This is a genomic window from Vibrio sp. R12-SW3-ISO1 (genome assembly GCF_059834005.1).
In genome coordinates this window covers 1-17,591 of the sequence record NZ_JCBDGK010000028.1, presented here as the reverse complement: position 1 = coordinate 17,591, position 17,591 = coordinate 1, and the positions used below count along the sequence as shown (strand labels likewise).

Below are 17,591 nucleotides of genomic sequence, written 5' to 3'. Positions count from 1 at the left end.
TGTTGAATCAGTGATGAAAAACGGCAAAGGTTAACCGTGCTTTTTCCCTTTGCTGCGAGGGAAGACTTTCACCGTCTTGATACGATTCTCTTCTAGCTCGACGATTTCCATTGGGTGGCCAGAGACATGAACGCTCAAATGGCTCTCAGGGATCTCTTCAAGATGCTCGAGAATCAAACCGTTTAGGGTTCTTGGGCCATCGGTAGGGAAGTCCCACTTAAGACCTTTATTGATATCGCGGATGTTGGCGCTGCCCTCAATCAAGAAACTGCCATCACGTTGCGGAGTAATCTCATCCGACAAACTTGGCGTGATAGAAGTGGTGAACTCACCGACGATCTCTTCCAAAATATCTTCCAACGTAATGAGACCTATGATGTCGCCATACTCATCAACAATCAGACCAATCCGCTCTTTGTTGCGCTGGAACTTAAGCAGTTGGACGTTGAGTGGTGTGCCTTCAGGGATAAAGTAGACTTCATCGGCAGCGCGTAGCAAGGTCTCTTTGGTCGACTCGTTTTTCTCCAGCATCAAGCGATAAGACTCACGCAAACGCAGCATGCCGACCACTTCGTCAATTTGACCGCGATACAGCACCACGCGCCCGTGCGGTGAGTGAGACAATTGACGCACAATCGATTTCCAATCGTCGTTGATATCAATGCCGGTGATTTCGTTTCTCGGCACCATGATGTCATTCACCGTCACATGCTCTAAATCGAGAATGGAGATCAACATATCTTGGTGGCGTCTTGGGATCAGGCTGCCCGCTTCGTTCACCACGGTGCGCAGTTCTTCCGAGCTCAGGTGATCTTCGCCATTGTGTTCGACTTTAATCCCAAGTAAGCGGATAAAACCATTGGTGATGAGGTTAACGAACAGCACCAGCGGCGAGAGCAACTTCATTAAAATGCCAAGCAAGATACTGCTGGTGTAAGAGACTTTTTCTGGGTAGAGCGCCGCGAGTGTTTTCGGCGTGACTTCGGCAAAAACCAGCACCACAAGCGTCAGAGCACCGGTTGCGATAGCCACCCCTAAATCTCCGTATAGACGCATACCAATGATGGTGGCGATGGCGGAGGCTAGAATATTGACTAAGTTGTTACCAATCAGAATCAAACCGATCAAACGATCGGGCCTATCGAGCAGTTTTTCTACGCGCTTAGCGCCTTTATGGCCATTGTTCGCGAGGTGCTTTAAGCGGTATCGGTTGAGAGACATCATCCCTGTTTCTGAACCGGAGAAATATCCTGAAATTACAATCAGACACGCGAGTAGCGCAAATAAGATACCCGTTGATATGTCGTCCAAAGCTTAATGATTCCTTGTTATGTTTGATTAATTTATCGCCCAGTGTTGCGGCTAAGTCAATATCACTTCACGAACGAAGCGACTGCCAAAATAGGCGAGCGTCAACAGGGTTGCACCGGCAACGGCGAACCAAGTGACTTTGCGTCCGCGCCAACCTTTATGGAAGTGGCCCCATAACAGCACGCTGTACACAATCCAAGCGATGAAAGAGAGAATCGCTTTATGGGCTTTTCCTTGGGCGAACATGTCCTGAACAAAGACAAATCCAGTGATTAATGTTCCGGTGAGGAGTAAGGTGCCCACCATGATGATGTTGAAAAGCTGACGTTCCACCATCATTAAAGGAGGAAGGTTTGGGTTAATCGCCAGTGCTTTCTTCGCTTTGAGCTTGTGATCCAACCAAGCCAGTTGTAGAGCGTACAGAGCGCCGATACTGAGAGTCGAGTATGAAAACAGCGCAAGAGAGATGTGGATCAGCAGTTTAGGGTCTTGCTCTAAATGGGTAATGAAAGTGCTAGGCAGAAACGCCGCTGCGCTTAAGTTGATAGCGGAAAAGCTGTAAACGACAGGCAACAAAAACCACAGTCGTGTTTTGAGCATCGACGCACTCATTACCAAAGAAATAATGAAGCTGATGAGAGAGGCGACATTGAGAATGCTTAAGTTTTGCCCCGAGGCTTCAATGATCAGATCGCTTAATAGCCACGCGTGAAAAACCAGTGCCAGAGACGCACTGATCAACACGGTTTTTGAGCGGATACCGGTTTGGTGAACCAGTCCCGGAACGATAGTCGCAATTGCGAGCAGATACAGCACTGCAGCGGCTACGGCAATTAAGTTGTCCATTCTTCTCTTGGTGGTGGTGGATTTTTAACAAATTATACCCTGCATCAACGGCTTGAGCCATGACTTATCTGTGTCATTTATTCGAGTTGAGAGATCAAATCATCACGCAACCGTGCAAAGCGCCACTTGGCTAAGGTATACTCTTAGTAATTGTCGCTCAATTTTAGGTAGTGGCGTCGTCTACGCAAGCCACTCAGTGTAAAGAGACTAAGATGTTTGAGAATTTAACGGATCGTTTATCCAGAACGCTGAAGAACATCAGCGGTAAAGGTCGTCTGACCGAAGACAACATAAAAGAAACGCTGCGTGAAGTCCGCATGGCGTTGCTCGAGGCTGACGTTGCACTGCCTGTCGTTCGCGATTTTATCAAGCGAGTGAAAGAAGCGGCAGTGGGCGTAGAGGTCTCCAAATCGCTCACGCCAGGGCAAGAGTTCATCAAAATTGTTCAAGGTGAACTGGAAGCCGTCATGGGCGAGTCCAATGAGGCACTAAACCTCGCGGCTCAGCCACCTGCGGTGATTTTGATGGCCGGTCTGCAAGGTGCGGGTAAAACCACCTCGGTGGGTAAGCTGTCTAAATTCCTCAAGGAAAAAGACAAGAAGAAAGTCTTGGTCGTGTCTGCTGATGTGTATCGCCCAGCGGCGATCAAACAGCTAGAAACCCTATCGCAAGACATCGGCGTTGACTTTTTCCCATCGAGCGCTGATCAAAAGCCGATTGATATTGCCAATGCCGCCATCGATCACGCGAAGAAGAAATTCTACGATGTGTTAGTGGTCGATACCGCGGGTCGTTTAGCGATTGATGAGCAAATGATGGGCGAAATCCAGCAGCTTCATAGTGCGATCAATCCAGTGGAAACGCTGTTTGTTGTTGACGCGATGACAGGTCAAGATGCGGCGAATACCGCGAAAGCCTTTGGCGAAGCGCTACCGCTGACCGGGGTTATCCTGACCAAAGTGGATGGTGATGCTCGTGGTGGTGCTGCGCTGTCGGTGCGTCACATTACGGGTAAACCGATCAAGTTCTTGGGTGTGGGTGAGAAAACCGACGCGCTAGAGCCGTTCCACCCTGATCGCGTCGCCTCGCGTATTTTGGGAATGGGTGATGTTCTCTCTCTGATTGAAGACTTGCAGCGCAATGTCGACCATGAGAAAGCCGAGAAACTGGCGAAGAAATTCAAAGAGAAGAAAGGCTTCGATTTGGAAGACTTCCGTGAACAGCTTGGTCAGATGCAAAACATGGGCGGCATGATGGGGATGATGGACAAGTTGCCAGGTATGAGTAACTTGCCAGACAATGTCAAAGACAAAGTTGACGACAAGATGTTTAAGCAGATGGAAGCGATCATCAGCTCAATGACCATGAAAGAGCGTCAACGCCCTGAAATCATCAAAGGTTCGCGCAAGAAGCGCATTGCTGCCGGTTCTGGTGTGCAAGTGCAAGATGTGAACCGCTTGCTTAAGCAGTTTACCCAAATGCAGAAGATGATGAAGAAAATGCAAAAGGGTGGCATGAAAGGCATGATGCGCAACATGCAAGGCATGATGGGCGGAATGGGTGGTGGAGGCGGCGGCTTCAACCCGTTCGGTCGTTAACTGAGACACCAAGTCTGTTTCGCTCGATAAAAGGCTTAGCCGTGGTGCTAAGCCTTTCGGTTTTTTATTTTCAAGGTGTTAGCTAAGTCACAATCTTAAATCCGGTTTTATGGTGGTGAAAAAATAGCTAAAGACCTTGCAATGCGTCGGAATAAGAGTAAAATTCCGGAGCTTTATTTTGGCACGAGACCCCAAACTGTTTAGTAATAGACCACAACGGTTTACTGATAGATAGTTTCTGGGGTTAATTTTATTTTTGAGAAAGCAAAGAGGACGACATGGTAACCATTCGTTTGGCACGTCACGGCGCTAAGAAGCGTCCATTTTATCAAATCGTAGTAGCGGACAGCCGCAATGCTGCAACTGGCCGTTTCATCGAGAAAGTAGGTTTCTTTAACCCTACAGCTCAAGGTCAAGAAGAAGGTTTACGTCTAGACCTAGACCGCGTTAACCACTGGGTTGGTCAAGGCGCGTCTCTATCTGACCGCGTAGCTAAGCTAGTTAAAGACGCTCAAAAAGCGGCTTAATTCTTACTCTATAAGTAGTAATTAGCTTATGTCGATGAAAGGTAAAGAAACGATGAGCAATGACAAGATTGTTGTAGGCAAGTTTGGTGCTACTTACGGCATTCGTGGTTGGCTTAAAGTTTTTTCCTACACAGACGAGGCTGAAAGCTTATTTGATTACAACCCTTGGTTTGTTAACCATAAAGGGGAGTGGGTCGAGTACAAAGTGGAAACGTGGAAGCGCCATAACAAAGGTATGGTGGTGAAGCTGGAAGGTCTGGATGTTCGCGAAGACGCGCATCTGTTGACGAACTTTGAAATTGCTATTGACCCTGCAGTATTACCAGAATTGTCAGAAGATGAATTCTACTGGCGTGAATTGTTTGGCATGCAAGTCGTGACGACAAAAGGTTATGACCTTGGTGTGGTGACGGACATGCTCGAAACCGGCTCAAACGATGTTTTGGTAGTCAAAGCAAATCTAAAAGATGCTTTTGGCCAAAAGGAACGATTAATTCCGTTCCTTGAAGAGCAAGTGATCATTCAAGTTGATCGCACTGCTCAACGGATCGAAGTTGACTGGGATCCTGGATTCTAACTCCCAAGTAATGAGGCTTTAGGGCATGTGGGTTGGCGTAATTAGCCTGTTTCCTGAAATGTTCCGCAGCGTTACTGAGTTCGGAGTAACAGGTCAAGCGGTTAAAAAAGGGTTGTTGTCGGTAGAGACATGGAATCCTCGAGATTTCACTCACGACAAGCATCGAACTGTCGATGATCGACCCTACGGTGGTGGTCCAGGTATGTTAATGATGGTGCAGCCATTGCGCGATGCCATTCATGCTGCCAAACAGGCCTCACCGGGTAAGACGAAGGTGATTTACCTCTCTCCTCAAGGTCGAAAACTCGATCAGCAGGGAGTCGAAGAGCTGGCTAGCAATGAGAACTTGCTTCTTATTTGCGGTCGCTACGAAGGGGTAGATGAGCGCATCATTGAGTCTGAAGTTGACGAAGAATGGTCAATCGGTGACTTTGTGATGACAGGAGGAGAGATCCCAGCCATGACCTTAATTGATTCTGTCTCTCGGTTTGTACCGGGGGTACTGGGCGATTTTGCGTCAGCAGAAGAAGACTCTTTTGCCAATGGCTTGTTGGATTGTCCTCATTACACCCGTCCTGAAGTGTTGGAAGGAAAAGAAGTACCCGCGGTACTGAAATCTGGCAACCACAAGGACATTCGTCGTTGGCGACTGAAACAGTCGCTCGGCCGTACCTGGATTAGAAGACCAGAGCTCCTGGAAAACCTAGCTCTGACTGACGAACAGGAACTACTACTAGCTGAGTTCATTAAAGAGCATCATGCTAAGTAACCTATTAAATTTAGTATCAGTTTATTCTAGGAATATTGAAAATGAGTAACATCATCAAAGCTCTTGAAGAAGAGCAAATGAAAAAAGACCTACCTAACTTCGCACCTGGTGACACAGTTGTTGTTCAAGTTAAGGTAAAAGAAGGTGACCGTGAGCGTCTACAGGCTTTTGAAGGCGTTGTAATCGGTATCCGTAACCGTGGTCTACACTCTGCATTCACTGTACGTAAGATTTCTAACGGTGAAGGTGTTGAGCGTACGTTCCAAACTCACTCTCCAATGGTTGATAGCATTGAAGTTAAACGCCGCGGTGCAGTACGTCGTGCCAAACTGTACTACCTACGTGAGCGTTCTGGTAAGTCAGCTCGTATCAAAGAGAAACTTGCTAAGAAGTAATGCTATAACTAGCGTTCTCATAGTATTAGCGGAGGCCAATTGGCCTCCGCTTTTTTGTACTTAATCATCCCGAGAGAATTGAACCGCTTTAATACTGATCTTCCGACCATCCATCACTGTCGGACATATCGGGGGCACCGGCAATGGTGTTTTCTTCATCGGCCCACTCGCCGAAATCGATCATTTGACACTGTTTACTGCAAAACGGGCGGTGAGGGCTTTTTTCGCTCCACTCGACGTTTTGGCCGCACTGTGGGCATGGAACCACGGTAATCTTAGACATCATGCTTTCCTATTTCTTCGGAGTTTAGCCGCAGTATACCGAACTTAGCGCCGCGCTTCATTAAACAGCGGGATGCCGATAGCAAAGGGTGAGCGATGCCGATGGCAAAGAGTGAGATTAGCAGCAGACGGCCAATTTAAATGGAATGCTCGAGGCGCTCGCTTGGCCAGATTCAAAGTCGATGAACTTGATGGCGAAACGGTTTTTATGCCCGGAGATCATCGGGTAAACGCCCGTTTCTAGAGGGATTTCAAGACGCAGAATGTTGGCCTCTGTCGCATCACTTTGGTAGAAGCCGTTGTTGGCAAGGCGCTCTCGCAGTTGACCGGTTTCACGCGTAAGGCGCAGCCACAGTTTCAATGCTTGTGTCAGTGGGGCTAGGTTGGTGGACCACTTTTGCGCATCCGCTTGTTTTTTCTCAAGTGGAAGGTGGAGCCAGTGGTGCAGTGCCGGCAAGTCGAAACAGCATGAGCCGCCGGGCAGGTTAAAGCGTTGGCGAATGGCGCTTAAGAAGCGGTCTTCTTTCAGGCTCTGGCCAAAACGCTCCGCCGCCATCAGCTCGCTGTGCACGCCATCAATTTCATCCAATACCGCGCGCAGCATCTCCAGATTAACGCCATCGATATTGAGATAGGCTCGATAGCTAAGGCGCTGCTTTTCGATGTCTTTGGCTAACTCGCTTTTGAGCTGAATCTGCTCAAAGATTTCCAGCAGATCAAACAGGGAGCGGAAGAAGATCAGATGCTGCATTTCGTCACCAAACTGCGCCGCTTTATCCATCTGCGTCAGCAAGGCTTCAACGCGAAGATAAATGCGAGTTTTCTCATTGAGTGGGTGTTCGAAATAGTGCGTGGTCATTGATCAATGGCTCTGGGTTGTACTGCCTTTATTCTCACAGATTTTCCCTACAGATTTCTAGGAACTTTTGATGCAATTCTGTGATTTGAGGCAAAAGTTTCTCGTTTGTTGCATCATTTTTAATCACATCATCGGCAATTGCCAAACGTTCCTCTCGGCTTGCTTGCGCACTGAGAATCGCACGGGCTTGTTTTTCGTCGACATTGTCACGAGCCATCGTTCGCTCAATTTGTATTTCTGGCGCTACATCGACCACAAGGACACGCTGAGCCAGTGCTTGGAGATTGTTTTCCACCATTAGAGGGATCACAAGCAGCGCATAGGGTGAGGTGACCTGCTCAAGCTCGGCGAGCATCTTTTGACGAATCATCGGATGGAGCAGGTTATCCAGCCAGGTTTTCTCTTTGGGATCGGAAAAGATGGCCTCGCGCAGTGCGGCTCGATTCAAGCTGCCATCGGCTTGCAACATCGATGCTCCGTAGCGCGCGGCGATGGCTTTTAAACCCTCGCTGCCCGGTTCCACCACTTCGCGCGCCACGACATCGGCATCGACAATATCGATGGCAAAGTGTTGCTGAAATAGGTTTGCGACGGTGGTTTTGCCACTGGCAATGCCGCCTGTTAATCCAACGATTAACGCCATATTAGATTCCTACCATCTCAGTCAGATACCAGTGAAGTAGACCATCGCCCCACATCATGCTGATAAAGCCAGCGATCGCGAGGTAAGGACCAAAGGGAAAGGCTTTGTCGATACCTTGCTGCTTGAGCCTGAGTTGAATCAAGCCAAACAGCAAACCAACCACAGATGACAGCAAGATGATCATCGGAAGTGCTTGCCAGCCTAGCCATGCGCCAAGGGCGGCGAGCAGTTTAAAATCGCCATAGCCCATGCCCTCTTTGCCAGTGACTAACTTAAACAGCCAATAGACGCTCCATAGGGCCAAGTAACCGGCCATCGCGCCAATGACGGCATCCTCAAGCGAGACGGGGCTGATGTCCAATAGCGCCAGTGCCAACCCCGCCCACACCAGTGGTAACGTCAACTGATCGGGCAGTAGCATGGTGTCGAGGTCGATAAAGGTCACGCAGATAAGAACAAAGGTGAACAGCAGCAGCGCGAGGCTCATCGTTGAGAATCCAAATTGCCAGGCGACCAGTACAGATAGGCCAGCCGACAGCAGTTCAATTAAGGGGTAACGCGCACTGATGGGGGCTTGGCAATGCGCACATTGACCGCGCAGCAGCAGCCAGCTGACCACCGGAATATTATCGATAAGGCGCAGTGGCGAGTCGCATTTGGGGCATGTCGAACGGGGAATGCTGAGATTATAGGTGCCTTCGGGGGGCGATATTTTGTACTCAGGGAAGCTCTCGGCGCACTCGCTACGCCACTCTCGTTCCATAATGATGGGTAGGCGGTGAATCACCACGTTAAGGAAGCTGCCAATAATTAAGCCAAACACGCCTGCCAGCGTAGGAAAAAGCCAAGGGTAGTACTCAAACAGCGCAATCAAGAGAAGTGCCTTATCCAATCAATAGAGTGCTCATCTTATCCTAATACACTCATTAAGTTAAAGATGGGCAGGTACATAGCCACGACCAATCCTCCCACCACAACACCCAGGAAAATAATGATCAGTGGTTCGAGGATCTTGCCCAAGTTGTCGACCGTGTTATCGACTTCAAACTCATAGATGGTGGCGATTTTATTAAGCATATCATCAAGTCGCCCCGACTCTTCGCCGATCATTACCATTTGCAGCACCATCTCGGGGAACGATTGCGTATTTCTCATCGCAATGTACATCGGCATTCCGGCGGCGGTATCGTCATACACTTTATCAATTGCGGTTTGGTAGTGCAGGTTGTTGGCGGTTTTCGCGGAGGTTTTGAGACTTGAGAGAATCGGAATGCCAGCGCTAAAGCTGGTGGCAAGCGTGCGGCTAAACTTGGCGATAGAGGCTTTGGTCAATACGCCGCCAATCACGGGCATTTTCAATCCTATCCGGCTCGATATCAGTTTGATTCGGGCCGATTTTTGTTTGGCGATTTTTAGCACAATGGCTGAAATACCCACGCCGAGCGCCGCAGGTAAGCTGTAGGTTTGGGTGAGATGAGACAGTTGGAGCACCTGTTGCGTAAACCAAGGCAGCTCGGCGCCAAACCCCTGAAACATGCTTTCAAACTCAGGAATGACCATAGTGAGCATCAAGTAGGAGACCCCCAACGCGGTGAATACTACCATCGCAGGGTAGATCAGCGCCTTGATGACTTTCGCGCGCAGCTGCTCCGATTTTTCACGATAGAGTGCAAGGCGTTCAAACACTTGTGGCAAGTTGCCCGCTTGCTCTCCGGTGGCGACCATATCGATGTACAAGGTATCAAAGTGGCTAGAGGCGTTACGCATCGCTTTTGAAATTGGCGTACCGGCTTCAACGCTTTTGCCGATTTGCGCCAGTACTGATTTCATTTCGGCTTTCTTGTGATTATCGCCCACCAATTTGATCGCCTGAATGATCGGAATGCCAGTGGCGAGCATGGTCGATAGCTGACGGGTGAGGATGGTGATGTCTTTGCCCTTGATGCGCTGCGTTGCGCGAGTAATGGCGGAGATACTGCGTTTTTTGATCTTTTTAACTTTAATATGCTGCGCTTTCAGTTTGTCACGCACCTCGCTCTCGGTTAAAGCGAGATATTGACCGGAGACTTTCTTCCCTGAACTATTGAGGCCTTTCCAGCGGTAGTTTTTCAGTTGTGCTTGTTTTTGGATGAGCATCAAGAACTCCTAGGGGTATAAAATAAACAACGGATTAAAGGTAGAGCACGCGTTGCAGCTCTTGATAACTGGTGATGCCACTGAGCATTTTCTCTATGCCGGACTCTTTGAGCGTTTGCATGCCTTGTGATCGCGCCAGTTGCTCGATACCAGCGATGGTCGCCCCATCGGCGATGGCACTCGCCAGCGTTTCATTAACGTTCATCACTTCGTATAGACCCACTCGGCCCGAGTAGCCGGCGTTGCACTCTGGGCAGCCATCGAGGTTAGCGGTAAAAAGTGGCGCAACTGAGATGCCAAGCTGCTGGCAGTAGTGCTGAGCACGCGGCTCAGGCTGTTTGCAGTGAGGGCACAGACGACGCGCCAATCGCTGGGCAATAATCAGGCTCAGTGACGAGGCGACATTAAAAGGCGCTATGCCCATGCTGCTAAGGCGCACAACGCTCTCGGCGGCGGAGTTGGTGTGCAGGGTCGAGAGCACTAAGTGGCCGGTTTGCGCCGCTTTGACGGCAATTTCGGCAGTATCAAGGTCGCGTATTTCGCCGACCATCACGATGTCGGGATCTTGGCGGAGAAAGGCGCGCAGCGCACTGGCGAAATCGAGCCCAATTTGCGGTTGCACCTGAACCTGATTGATCCCAGGTAAGTTGATCTCCACCGGATCTTCAGCGGTGGCGATGTTGACTTGCGAGGTGTTGAGAATTTTTAGTCCAGTATAGAGGGAGACCGTCTTACCGCTCCCTGTTGGGCCAGTCATTAAAATCAGCCCCTGAGGCTTTTTTAGCGCATTGAGGTAAAGCGCTTTTTGCTGCTCGTTATAACCGAGCTTATCGATGTTCAGATTCGCTTCGCTGCTGTCGAGAAGACGCAATACGATTTTTTCGCCCCACAAGGTTGGCAACGTCGAGACGCGCATATCGATCGCGGTCTCTTCGCTGAGCCTGAGCTTGATGCGTCCATCTTGTGGCAGGCGGCGCTCGGCAATATCCAATTTGGCGAGGATTTTAATGCGCGCTGATAAACGGCGACTGAGGTGATGGGCGGGCTGCTGAGTTTCAATCAAGATGCCATCACAGCGTAGCCGAACGCGAAAGGTCTCTTCATAGGGCTCAAAATGGATATCTGAGGCGCCCTTGCGCACCGCATCGAGCAAAATCTGGTTAATGTAACGACTGACGGGCGCATCATCTTTACTGAGATCTTCAATGCTACCCACTTCGTCATCACTGACATCCACAAGGTTGGCCAGCTCTTGCTCGTTGATCTCTTTGTTGCTGTTTTTCTCGCCGGCGATTGCGCGCCCATACAAACGGCGAATGGCCCCTTGCAGTGCTTTCGCATCGGCCAGTACCAGCTCGACTTGCAGACCGGTGGCAAAACGAAACTCTTCTTCGACATCAAGGTGGGTAGGGTCGGCGACCGCGATACTGAGTGAACAAGCCGTTTTGCCAACGGGCAGCGCTTGCAAGCGAGTGATGAGCTCACGCAAGCCAAGGGTTTGGCACAGCTCAGCGTAGGGCGTTTGCGATAGGTCTATGACGTTGAGCCCAAACAGCTGACTGAGGTGCTCAGTCAATTGGGTATGGTTAATAATGGCCAGATCGTGCAAAGCGTCAGGGACGGAGCCCCCTGACGCTTGCACATGCTCCAGCACTTGTATCTCTTGTGCTGCGCCAAGCAACTTGGCTTGACGCAGGATTGAGGGGAGGTTGGTTAGCATGATTTCAGCGCTATTTTATACACCACTACAACCTTTAGGACGAAGACTTTCCTCAATGTCTGTAGTGCAATTCCAAGCTCCTTGGTCATCTCGGTTCAAGAGTACTTCTTTCTCAAGAACATCAGGGCTTACTCCACTGCTATTAAACGTGAACTTGATCGAACCTGAAGCAGAGGAGGTATCAGTATCATAGTCTATTTCCCCTATCGGAGATGTAGGTATTGGTAGAGCACTCGAGGTTGCTGGAAAGCTGCCTTCTGTCAAAACGTAAGTTTCTACATTAGCCCTATGGCCAGTCAAAGAGGCAAGTGCCGCAGAAGCTTCACTCTTTGCGACGTATTTTTGATATTGAGGCACAGCAATTGCGGCTAAAACCCCAATAATCGCCACTACGATCATCAATTCAATTAAAGTAAAACCAGCTTGCTGGCGACGTGGTTTGGTTTGCATAGAACTCTCCATTTGGGTGCTTGAGGCACCGCGGTGTTTGTTGATGGGGAGAGCATAGAAGGGCTATGAAACTTGTGGAAATGGTGGCGCAGCGCTTTCCGAGTCAATTAGGAAAAAACGCGACTTTATTTCATTTACACAGCAAATTACTTCGAGCGAGGACAAAACTTTGTTTGAATCGAGAAGCTTTCGCGTGAGAGAAAAACAAAAAATGGAGACGCGAGGCCTCCATTTACTGGTTGAAAAATAAGATCTTTATTCCATTTTTTAGTCAATGGCGCACTTTGCTGAAAACACAGCCAAGCGGTAGCGCGAAAACACTGCTTCAAAGCGCTGTTTCAAAACACTGCTTTAAAACGCCTCTTTAAAACGCATAGAGAGGTCGAGCGCTTTAAGGTGTTTGGTCAAGGCGCCGACGGAGATGTAATCCACACCGGTCTCTGCAAACTCACGGATGGTCTCAAGCGTGACATTGCCTGAGTTCTCAAGCGCAGCGCGCCCGGCATTGATTTTCACCGCTTCACGCATCATCTCTGTGGTGAAGTTGTCGAGCATGATGATGTCTGCGCCAGCATCGATCGCTTCTTGCAGCTCTTGCAAGCTTTCGGTTTCCACTTCCACAGGTTTGCCTGGGTTCAGTTGCTTGGCCATTTGAATGGTTGGCGTGATGCCGCCATTGGCAATGATGTGGTTTTCCTTGATGAGGTAAGCATCAAACACACCGATGCGGTGGTTAAAGCCGCCACCGCACGCCACGGCGTATTTCAGTGCGCTGCGAAGGCCAGGAATGGTTTTGCGCGTATCCAGCAAGCGACAGTCAGTGCCTTGCAGCTGTTTGGCGTATTGCGCTACGGTACTCGCGCAGCCAGACAGCGTTTGGATAAAGTTCATCGCGTTGCGCTCTCCGGTCAGCAGCATGCGTGATGAACCCGTTAAGGTGCACAATACTTGGTTGGGCTCCACGGTGTCAGCATCGTCGACGTTCCATTCAATCGTCACTGGGCTGCCACCGGGCTGCTCGGCAAGCTGTTTGAAGACTTCTTCTGCCCACGCTTTACCACAGAACACACCGTGTTCGCGAGTGATTAAGGTGGCTTGGTTCTGTGCATCTGCAGGTATCAGAGCCGCGGTAATGTCGGCTGCGGGATCCAAAGTGCCGCCGAGATCTTCTTTCAGCGCGTCGGCCACCGCTCGCGTGATCTCCAGCGGAAGTTGCTGCTTCAAATATTCAAGACGTTCTTGGCTATTGTGTGTGTTTTTCATCGCAAATCTAATACGCAGTTGAACAGAGTGGGGCATGATACGCTGACTGAGCATGAAATTCAGCCATTATTCTCGCATTTTATCTCAGGCGAGATAGACTCTAGCCAGGCTATGTTTGAGTTCCGAGTCGTATAACAACATGATAGATAACCAAGGGTGGTATCAAGCGGCGCGTCATGTGCCCTCACCGTTTTTTGATCAAAGACCAAAAGGTGAGACGATCTCTTTGCTGGTGGTGCACAACATCAGTTTGCCACCGGGCCAATTTGGCGGCCCCTATATCGAGCAGTTTTTTAGTGGAACGCTCGATCCTAACGCACATCCGTTTTTTTCGGTCATCCATAAAATGGGCGTCTCGGCGCACTGCTTGATTCGCCGTGATGGTGAGGTAGTGCAATTTGTATCGTTTGATGATCGTGCTTGGCATGCGGGCGCGTCGAGTTTTGCAGGTCGCAGCCGCTGCAACGATTACTCGATTGGTATCGAACTGGAAGGCACAGACACCATCGCCTATACGCCAAAGCAGTACCAAGCGCTGGCCACATTAAGTCTAGAGTTAATGAGCGCCTACCCTCAGCTCAACGTCTCGCGGGTGACGGGGCATCAGTACATCGCGCCGCTGCGCAAAACCGACCCAGGCTTGGTGTTTGATTGGCCGCGTTTTCGACGCTTAATAACGCCGGTGAATCGCGCCGGCAAAGAGTGAGCGAACGCAGAGAGTGCGTTCGTTTTAGAGTGACTCTTGGTACTCAGTAAGCACTTGTTCCACCCAAGTCGCAATGCGCTCATCGCTCAGTTCGTATTGAGAATCTTCATCGAGCGCAAGACCGACAAAGAACTGACCATCTTCGGTGAGCGCTTTCGAGGCTTCGAATTCGTACTGCTCATCATTGGGCCAGTAACCAATCAGGCTGGCGCCGGTCTTGACGATTTCATCGTGCAGTAAGCCCATCGCGTCAAGGTACCACTCGCCATAACCTTCTTGGTCACCAAGGCCAAACAGCGCCACGGTTTTGCCGCGGAGATCCACCGTTGGTACTTGTTGCCAAATCGCGTTCCAGTCTTCTTGAATCTCGCCAAAATCCCAAGTGGAAATGCCTAAAATCAGTAAATCGTAGTCGGCCATCTGCGAGAGGTCGGACTCTTTGACATTGTGGATGTCGAGTAAGTCTTCCCCGATGATCGCGCGCATTTTCTCTGCTGCCATCTCTGTGTAACACGTCGTAGAACCGTAAAACAGGCCGATTTTCATCATTGGTTTCCATCTTGATTGGTGTGCGTACCGCGAATTCTAACCACAAAATGGCGAGCTTTGCAGCGAATATCCTCCTCAACGGTGATTTTTTATGGCTTTCTTCTAGCGAGGCACTTACATTGAAAGCCATTAAGAAGCATCAACGTGAGAGAGTAAGTGTGTCGCAGGTGTTGACTCCGGACCAAGGAATCATTGAGCAGTTTTTAGATACCATGTGGATGGAGCGCGGGTTATCGGAAAATACCTTGGCCTCGTATCGCAATGATCTGTTTAAACTGCTGAGCTGGATGAGTGAGCATAACTATCGGCTCAGCTTTATTAGCCTCTCAGGGTTGCAGGATTATCAAAGTTGGTTGATGGACCAAGGCTATAAGCAGACGTCGCGTGCGCGCATGTTGTCGGCGATCCGTCGCTTGTTTCAGTACCTACACCGTGAAAAGATACGCGCTGACGATCCGAGTGCCTTGCTGCTAAGCCCTAAATTGCCTAAACGCTTACCGAAAGACCTCTCTGAGGCGCAGGTCGATGCGCTACTCGATGCGCCGGACGTCAATGACGCGATGGAGCTTCGAGATAAAGCGATGCTAGAGCTGTTGTACGCCACAGGACTTCGTGTGACGGAATTGGTGAGCTTAACGATGGAAAACATCAGCTTGCGTCAAGGCGTGGTGCGGGTGATTGGTAAAGGTGGCAAAGAGCGTTTGGTACCGATGGGCGAAAATGCCGTCGACTGGACGGAAACTTTTCTCAAACAAGGCCGGTCTGAATTATTGGGTGACACCACCTCTGATGTGGTTTTTCCGAGCAAAAGAGCGAGGCAAATGACGCGTCAAACCTTTTGGCATCGTATCAAACATTATGCGGTGAGAGCGGGCATCGATACCGAGCAGTTGTCGCCGCACGTATTGCGTCACGCGTTTGCGACGCACCTATTAAACTACGGCGCGGATTTACGCGTGGTGCAGATGCTCCTCGGGCACAGTGATTTATCCACTACCCAAATCTATACCCACGTTGCGACCGAACGATTGAAACAGCTCCACAGTGAGCATCATCCAAGAGCCTGATTAGGCACTGTGAACCACAAGACAAGAAAGGTGAATTGAATGAGCGTATTACGCCGTATCACTCTACTGACACTGCCACTACTGTTGACGGCGCAAGCCAGTGCTGCAACAGAGCCGACTTTCGACAAAGCGCAGATTGAAGCGCGTTTTAATCAGCTTGGGCTGGAAGTGCAAGATGTTGTCCCTGCCGAGATTGATGGCTTATTAGAAGTGCAAACCAATGGCGGCATCTTGTTTGCGACGCCTGATGGTGAGTACTTTATGGCGGGCACCTTGTACAAGTTAGACAGCAATGGTCAGTATGAAGATGTACTGGCGAAGCGACAAGCTCCGATTAATGCGGCAAAAATCGACGCTTTCAAACAGACCATGATTCCGTTCAAAGCCGACAACGAACAGTATGTGGTGACCGTCTTTACCGACATTACCTGTGGCTACTGTGTGCGTCTGCACAGTCAAATGCAAGACTATAACAAGCTGGGTATCACCGTGCGCTACATGGCGTTTCCAAGGCAGGGTGCAACGGGGGGCACCGCCGATCAGATGGCGGCCATTTGGGGCGCAAGCGATCCTCAGCAAGCCATGTCTGACGGGAAAACCCGACGCGAGATCCCTGAGCCAGGGGAAGACTTTGCCAAATACCAGCAGATCATTAGCCAGCATTATGCGCTTGGGCGTGAGCTAGGCATTCGTGGCACACCGGCGATCTTTCTGCCCAATGGCGACATGGTGGGGGGATACCTACCACCCCGCGATTTGCTCGAGCGTTTAGAGCAAATCCAATAATGAGCAGGAATGAGCGATGATAGAGATTCAACGTCGTCCTGAGGCAGACATTACCCTATTGCCTGAGAGTATCGATCCGCTGCTGCGCCGCATCTACATCAACCGTGGTATTCAAAGTGTTGAGCAGTTGGAGACAACCGCAAGAGCCTTGCACTCTTACCAGAAATTGCATGGTATTGAGGCCGCGGTGAGTTTGTTGTTTGAGGCGATTCGCCTCAATCAGCGCATCATAGTGGTGGGCGATTTTGATGCCGATGGCGCGACCAGCTCTGCGTTGTCTGTACTGGCACTGCGGATGCTGGGATCGAGCAATGTTGACTATTTGGTGCCGAATCGATTTGAAGACGGCTACGGCCTTAGCCCGGAAGTAGTCGATCAAGCGATCGAACTGGGCGCGCAAGTGATCATGACCGTCGATAATGGCGTGTCATCGATTGAGGGCGTGCGCTATGCCAAGCAGCAAGGGCTTACGGTGTTGGTGACGGATCATCACCTACCTGGCCATGAATTGCCTGAGGTCGATGCGATGGTCAATCCAAATCTCGACGAGTGCGCGTTTCCGTCTAAGGCGCTGGCCGGTGTCGGTGTCGCTTTTTATTTGATGATGGCGCTGTGCGTCCATATGCGAAAAGCGGGATGGTTTGCTGAACAAGGCATGGCGGAGCCCAAATTGATGGAGCTGATCGATCTTGTGGCGCTGGGCACGGTCGCAGACGTAGTGCCTCTGGATGAGAACAACCGAATTTTGGTGCATCAAGGGCTGCAACGTATCCGTGCGGGCAAAGCAAGGCCAGGTATTCAAGCGTTGATTGAAGTGGCGAAGCGCGATGCAAAGCGTCTCGTTGCCTCAGATTTTGGTTTTGCCTTGGGGCCAAGAATCAACGCCGCCGGTAGACTGGACGATATGTCGTTTGGGGTTGAACTGCTGATGAGCAACAACATCCACGCCGCAAGACGCATGGCTTCTGAACTTGATGGGCTGAATCAAACGCGCAAAGAGATTGAAGAGGGCATGAAGCAAGAGGCGATGGCGTTTTGTGAGCGGTTACAGTTTGGTGAAGGGAGCCAGCTTCCTTATGGACTGGTGCTGTTTCAACGCGATTGGCA

At 50.1% G+C, this 17,591-nt stretch carries 20 protein-coding genes; 9 read left to right on the top strand and 11 right to left on the bottom strand.

Translation table 11 applies throughout. The features are described 5' to 3' along the window. Window positions 1-30 precede the first annotated feature (30 nt). Together AC6R0R_RS08475 and AC6R0R_RS08470 are read right to left on the bottom strand one after the other, a co-directional pair. A complete protein-coding gene (locus AC6R0R_RS08475) occupies window positions 31-1,311 on the bottom strand; it encodes an HlyC/CorC family transporter (RefSeq protein WP_500626375.1) in 1,281 nt (426 codons plus the stop codon). A gap of 51 nt (window positions 1,312-1,362) precedes the next feature. Next, window positions 1,363-2,157, bottom strand: a complete 795-nt coding sequence (locus tag AC6R0R_RS08470; RefSeq protein WP_487902127.1) for a cytochrome C assembly family protein — start codon at window positions 2,155-2,157, stop codon at window positions 1,363-1,365. 212 nt (window positions 2,158-2,369) lie between these two features. Here AC6R0R_RS08470 and ffh point away from each other — a divergent pair, with 212 nt between their 5' ends. The 5 genes from ffh (at window position 2,370) to rplS (ending at window position 6,023) form a co-directional block, all read left to right on the top strand. After that, window positions 2,370-3,755, top strand: coding sequence for a signal recognition particle protein (gene ffh / locus AC6R0R_RS08465; protein ID WP_500626374.1), 1,386 nt, complete (start codon window positions 2,370-2,372; stop codon window positions 3,753-3,755). A gap of 278 nt (window positions 3,756-4,033) precedes the next feature. Further along, window positions 4,034-4,282 (top strand): 30S ribosomal protein S16, encoded by a 249-nt coding sequence (rpsP, locus tag AC6R0R_RS08460; RefSeq protein ID WP_004410028.1) that lies wholly within the window; start codon window positions 4,034-4,036, stop codon window positions 4,280-4,282. Window positions 4,283-4,310: 28 nt separating this feature from the next. Continuing rightward, the gene (rimM, locus tag AC6R0R_RS08455) at window positions 4,311-4,859 is read left to right on the top strand and encodes a ribosome maturation factor RimM (protein ID WP_334553869.1); all 549 of its coding nucleotides are present in this window, start codon (window positions 4,311-4,313) and stop codon (window positions 4,857-4,859) included. Window positions 4,860-4,884: 25 nt separating this feature from the next. Further along, complete coding sequence (gene trmD / locus AC6R0R_RS08450; RefSeq protein ID WP_487902124.1) at window positions 4,885-5,628, top strand: tRNA (guanosine(37)-N1)-methyltransferase TrmD; 744 nt, start codon at window positions 4,885-4,887, stop codon at window positions 5,626-5,628. A gap of 41 nt (window positions 5,629-5,669) precedes the next feature. Next, window positions 5,670-6,023, top strand: coding sequence for a 50S ribosomal protein L19 (rplS, locus tag AC6R0R_RS08445; protein WP_045977783.1), 354 nt, complete (start codon window positions 5,670-5,672; stop codon window positions 6,021-6,023). 88 nt (window positions 6,024-6,111) lie between these two features. Here rplS and yacG read toward each other — a convergent pair whose 3' ends face one another. The 8 genes from yacG to nadC form a co-directional block, all read right to left on the bottom strand. Further along, the gene (yacG, locus tag AC6R0R_RS08440; protein ID WP_334553876.1) at window positions 6,112-6,309 is read right to left on the bottom strand and encodes a DNA gyrase inhibitor YacG; all 198 of its coding nucleotides are present in this window, start codon (window positions 6,307-6,309) and stop codon (window positions 6,112-6,114) included. 114 nt (window positions 6,310-6,423) lie between these two features. Beyond that, the gene (gene zapD / locus AC6R0R_RS08435; protein ID WP_500626373.1) at window positions 6,424-7,164 is read right to left on the bottom strand and encodes a cell division protein ZapD; all 741 of its coding nucleotides are present in this window, start codon (window positions 7,162-7,164) and stop codon (window positions 6,424-6,426) included. A 34-nt stretch (window positions 7,165-7,198) separates the two neighbouring features. Continuing rightward, entirely contained in the window at window positions 7,199-7,807 is a 609-nt protein-coding gene (coaE, locus tag AC6R0R_RS08430) for a dephospho-CoA kinase (RefSeq protein WP_500626372.1), read from the bottom strand. Window position 7,808: 1 nt separating this feature from the next. Continuing rightward, on the bottom strand, window positions 7,809-8,678 hold the full coding sequence (locus tag AC6R0R_RS08425) for a prepilin peptidase (protein ID WP_500626418.1): 870 nt from the start codon (window positions 8,676-8,678) through the stop codon (window positions 7,809-7,811). A 38-nt stretch (window positions 8,679-8,716) separates the two neighbouring features. Next, a complete protein-coding gene (locus AC6R0R_RS08420; protein ID WP_500626371.1) occupies window positions 8,717-9,943 on the bottom strand; it encodes a type II secretion system F family protein in 1,227 nt (408 codons plus the stop codon). 34 nt (window positions 9,944-9,977) lie between these two features. Continuing rightward, window positions 9,978-11,663: a type IV-A pilus assembly ATPase PilB gene (gene pilB, locus AC6R0R_RS08415; protein ID WP_500626370.1), complete on the bottom strand. Its 1,686-nt coding sequence runs from the start codon at window positions 11,661-11,663 to the stop codon at window positions 9,978-9,980. A gap of 15 nt (window positions 11,664-11,678) precedes the next feature. Then, window positions 11,679-12,113, bottom strand: a complete 435-nt coding sequence (locus AC6R0R_RS08410) for a pilin (protein ID WP_500626369.1) — start codon at window positions 12,111-12,113, stop codon at window positions 11,679-11,681. A 351-nt stretch (window positions 12,114-12,464) separates the two neighbouring features. Then, window positions 12,465-13,376 (bottom strand): carboxylating nicotinate-nucleotide diphosphorylase, encoded by a 912-nt coding sequence (gene nadC, locus AC6R0R_RS08405; protein WP_500626368.1) that lies wholly within the window; start codon window positions 13,374-13,376, stop codon window positions 12,465-12,467. Window positions 13,377-13,515: 139 nt separating this feature from the next. Here nadC and ampD point away from each other — a divergent pair, with 139 nt between their 5' ends. Further along, complete coding sequence (gene ampD, locus AC6R0R_RS08400) at window positions 13,516-14,082, top strand: 1,6-anhydro-N-acetylmuramyl-L-alanine amidase AmpD (RefSeq protein WP_500626367.1); 567 nt, start codon at window positions 13,516-13,518, stop codon at window positions 14,080-14,082. 24 nt (window positions 14,083-14,106) lie between these two features. On the opposite strand, the gene fldB is transcribed toward ampD, so the two are convergent. Then, window positions 14,107-14,628 carry a flavodoxin FldB gene (gene fldB / locus AC6R0R_RS08395; protein ID WP_500626417.1) on the bottom strand — a complete coding sequence of 174 codons (522 nt, stop codon included), beginning with the start codon at window positions 14,626-14,628 and terminating at the stop codon, window positions 14,107-14,109. 173 nt (window positions 14,629-14,801) lie between these two features. Between fldB and xerD the strand changes: the two genes are divergently transcribed. The 3 genes from xerD to AC6R0R_RS08380 all read left to right on the top strand — a co-directional run. Then, window positions 14,802-15,698, top strand: coding sequence for a site-specific tyrosine recombinase XerD (gene xerD / locus AC6R0R_RS08390; protein WP_420378222.1), 897 nt, complete (start codon window positions 14,802-14,804; stop codon window positions 15,696-15,698). Window positions 15,699-15,737: 39 nt separating this feature from the next. Then, window positions 15,738-16,484, top strand: coding sequence for a bifunctional protein-disulfide isomerase/oxidoreductase DsbC (gene dsbC, locus AC6R0R_RS08385; protein ID WP_500626366.1), 747 nt, complete (start codon window positions 15,738-15,740; stop codon window positions 16,482-16,484). 16 nt (window positions 16,485-16,500) lie between these two features. Continuing rightward, window positions 16,501-17,591: DHH family phosphoesterase (locus tag AC6R0R_RS08380; RefSeq protein ID WP_500626365.1), on the top strand; the 1,091-nt coding region annotated here is incomplete at its 3' end.